The sequence below is a fragment of the Candidatus Protofrankia californiensis genome, assembly GCF_900634765.1.
GTDB lineage: Bacteria > Actinomycetota > Actinomycetes > Frankiales > Frankiaceae > Protofrankia > Protofrankia californiensis.
The window spans coordinates 5,400-8,360 of the sequence record NZ_CAAAFT010000109.1; the positions used below are offsets into that span (position 1 = coordinate 5,400).

At 71.1% G+C, this 2,961-nt stretch carries 2 protein-coding genes; both read left to right on the forward strand.

Going from position 1 to position 2,961, the window contains the following annotated elements; all coding sequences use genetic code 11:
• The first annotated feature begins 259 nt into the window (after positions 1 to 259).
• The gene (gene ispH, locus DD1DGNOD_RS06570) at positions 260 to 1,876 is read left to right on the forward strand and encodes a 4-hydroxy-3-methylbut-2-enyl diphosphate reductase (protein WP_131769670.1); all 1,617 of its coding nucleotides are present in this window, start codon (positions 260 to 262) and stop codon (positions 1,874 to 1,876) included.
• 422 nt (positions 1,877 to 2,298) lie between these two features.
• Positions 2,299 to 2,961: glycosyltransferase family 39 protein (locus tag DD1DGNOD_RS06575; protein ID WP_206442990.1), on the forward strand; the 663-nt coding region annotated here is incomplete at its 3' end.

A 2,961-nucleotide genomic window follows, 5' to 3' on the forward strand; every position in this document is an offset into this window, starting at 1 on the left:
CGCCGAAGCCTCCACGGCGCCGACACGAGTAGCGGCGGTACCGGCCGCACCGGCACCAACCACGCCGGTACCAGCACCGACTGTACCGGCACCCGCGGTATCGGCCGCACCGGCACCGGCCGTACCAGTACCGGTCGTGCCATCTGCACAGGTGCCACTACCAACGGTAGCGGCATCAGTGGTACCGGCGGCGGATGCGCTGGCGCAGACCTCCGCGGTGCCGGCCTCCGAAGCGTCCCCGGTATCCCCGGAGCCCCCGGTGGAGGTTGCCCCGGCCGACACCCCCCCACCCGGGGCGGCCGGGGCGGCCGGGGCGGCCGGCGCATCCGCGCCGGAGCGCCCTGCCCCCCTCCGGCGGCGTCCGCGCCTGGTCGTCGCCGCACCGCTGCGGTTGGAGGCGTGGGCCGCGGCCCGCTCGGGCCTGCCCGCGGGCACGATCCTCATCCGCACGGGTATGGGGCCGGAGCACGCCAGCCGGTCCACCCGCATCATCCGGGAGGCACAGGCCGACGCGGTCGCCCTGGTCGGTCTCGGTGGCGGTCTCGGCCCGGGGGTGAAACCCGGGGACGTGGTGGTGGCCGATGAGGTGCGCACCGCCGACGGTTCGGTCAGCGCTCGCTGCCTGTCCGCGCCCCTGCTCGCCGGTGAGCTGCGGCGGGCGGGACTGACCGTGCACGTCGGCCCGGTCGTGTCGGTGCCGCGGCTTGCGGTCGGCACTGCGCGCACGGAGCTCGCGGCCACCGGCGCGATCGCCGTCGACATGGAGTCGGCACAGGTCGCTCCGGGCGCGAACGGAGTGCCGCTGGCCATCGTGCGCGTCATCGTCGACACGGCCGAACAGCCGTTGGGACGTTTCGATCTGGCCCGCCGTGGGATCGCCGGGCTGCGGACGATGACGACCTTCGGGCCGGTGCTCGAACGGTGGGCGATGGCGGTCGGGCCGCGCCAGGTGCTGCTCGCCGAACCACGGGCCTTCTGCGCCGGGGTCGAACGGGCGATCGAGGTGGTCGAGCGTGCCCTGGAGATATACGGTGCGCCCGTCTACGTCCGCAAGCAGATCGTCCACAACAGCCACGTGGTTGCTGATCTCGCCAGCCGCGGTGCCGTTTTCGTCGAGGAACTGGACGAGGTACCCGCCGGGGCGACCGTGGTCTTCTCCGCGCACGGGGTTGCTCCCGCCGTGTGGGAGCAGGCAGGCGACCGCAGCCTGTCGGTGATCGACGCGACCTGTCCGCTGGTGGAGAAGGTGCACGCCGAGGCCCGCCGGTTCACCGCGCGGGGGGACACCGTCCTGCTCATCGGGCATTCCGGGCACGAGGAGGTGGACGGGACCCTCGGGGAGGCCCCGGGGAAGATCAAGTTGGTGGAGTCGCCCGGCGACGTCGCCCACCTGGAGGTCGACGACCCGGAGCGGGTGACCTACCTGATGCAGACGACGCTCGCCGTGGACGAGGCGGAGGAGGTGGTCGACGCGCTGCGCGACCGCTTCCCGGCCGTGATCGGGCCCGGGTCGGCGGACATCTGCTACGCGACGTCGAACCGACAGAACGCGATCCGGCGGGTGGCCATCGAGGCTGACGTGGTTCTGGTCGTCGGGTCGCAGAACAGCGCCAACTCGCGCCGGCTCGTCGACGTGACCGAACGCGAGGGCGTGCCCGCCTACCTCGTCGGGGACGTCGGCGAGGTGGACATGCGCTGGCTGGCCGGCGCCGACACCGTCGGCATCTCCGCGGGCGCGTCGGCGCCTCCCACTCTGGTCGATGAACTGACCCAGGCGTTGTCGGGCCTGGGCCCGACAACGGTCGGGGTGCGTTCGGTGGGAGCCGAGACGATCTCCTTCTACCTCCCCAAGGAGCTGCGCCGCCCGGCGAAATGAGGGCAGTACACTGATCCCCAGTACACCGATTCCCCGGCCGGTGGCCCGGTCGGGGAATCGGTGTTTCTATATGACGATATGACTCAAGGTAATTAGAAGATTATATTCAATTACTCAACGTTATATTCTCCGGTCTTTGGCACGGCCCCGTGGGTATGCGGTGAAAAACACAGGGTGTGACCCCTGCTACGGTCCACAGGATGCGCCAGACATCGACCAGCGGGGTTCTCACGGACCCGCCGTCGGTGTGCCGCGATATCGACTCCCTCGAGGCCTTGGTCGACGTCGGGACGGTCACCGGCCGGAGCGACCCCGGTCCACCCCGGCGGGGCTTGCGCCGATGGCGGGCCCTGAGCCGATGGCAGGGTCCAGGACGCTGGCGGAGTCCGGGCCGGTGGCGCCGGCCGTCCCGAGCCGGCCTTGTGCTCTTCGCCCTTGCCGCGCTGTCTTTCACGCTGAGCCTGGTGCTGCAGACCACGCTGTTCCGTCGTGGTTCAGGTGATGCGGACGAGGCCGCCTATGTCATGCAGGCCAGGATGCTGCTGCATGGGCAGCTCACCCTCGACCAGAACCTGGTGGAGCCGTTCTTTCGCCCCTGGTTGACCGGTGTCCACAATGGGCGGGTCTTCACCAAGTATCTGCCCGGCTGGCCGGCGATGCTGGCCGCGTCCCAACTGCTGTTCGGGACGATGATCGTTGCTCCGGCGCTGGTGGCCGCAGCCTGGGTGGTCGGGGTGTACCGCCTTGCCCGTGAGCTGTTCGACGACGTGGCCACCGCGCTCGTCTCCGCCGCGTTCCTCGTGTTCTCACCGCTGGTGGTCGTGCACACGGCGCTGCCTATGGCGTACGCGTTCACCGCGGCAGCCCTGACGATCGCGATCGCCGAGGTGGCGCGCGGCACCCGCACGGGCGCGCGTTGGTCACTGGTGGCCGGTGGCGTGGCGCTCGGCCTCGCGGCGACGGCCCGGCCATTCGACGCCGTGCTGGTGACGCTGGTCTGCGCCCTCGTCGTCGCGGGACGTTTTGTCACCGGCCGGCTTCCCACCGGCCGGCTCCCCACCGGCCGGCTCCCGACCGGTGCGCTC